This window comes from Neisseria sp. P0020.S003, from assembly GCF_051957095.1.
Classification (GTDB): domain Bacteria; phylum Pseudomonadota; class Gammaproteobacteria; order Burkholderiales; family Neisseriaceae; genus Neisseria; species Neisseria subflava.
The window spans coordinates 1-437 of record NZ_JBQCWU010000088.1 but is presented as its reverse complement, the minus strand read 5'-3'; the positions used below and the strand labels follow the sequence as shown (position 1 = coordinate 437).

At 58.8% G+C, this 437-nt stretch carries 1 protein-coding gene; it reads left to right on the top strand.

What is annotated here, in order from left to right:
- Window positions 1-80 precede the first annotated feature (80 nt).
- The coding region (locus ACTHTQ_RS11455) for a glycosyltransferase N-terminal domain-containing protein (RefSeq protein WP_440363985.1) at window positions 81-437 on the top strand (357 nt) is incomplete at its 3' end.

The following is a 437-nucleotide window of genomic DNA, read 5'->3' as shown; positions in this document are numbered from 1 at the left end:
GCGTAAAACACGCATCAAAGCTATATCTTCCGTTTCAGTTTCCGATAAAATAGGCCTATTCCGACACAAGACCCGTAAGCATGATACGCCGCCTTTCCGCCACGCTGTGGCACCTCGCCCCCTTCCTGATCCGCCGCCACCTGCGCCGCCGCGCCCTCAAATCCCCCGCCTATCTCGAGCATTGGGACGAGCGTTTCGGGCAGGCGTATCCCAATCCCGTACAACGCACGATTTGGATACACGCCGTATCCGTCGGCGAAACGCGTGCGGCCGAACCTTTAGTTCAGGCATTGCGCCGCCATTTTCCCGACTCGCCGTTTTTGATTACCCAAATGCCGCCGACCGGCCGCGCCACCGCGCAATCCCTGTTCCCCGATGCGCAATGCCGTTACCTGCCCTACGACAAATCCGAATGGGTCGCCCGATTTTTAGCCGAA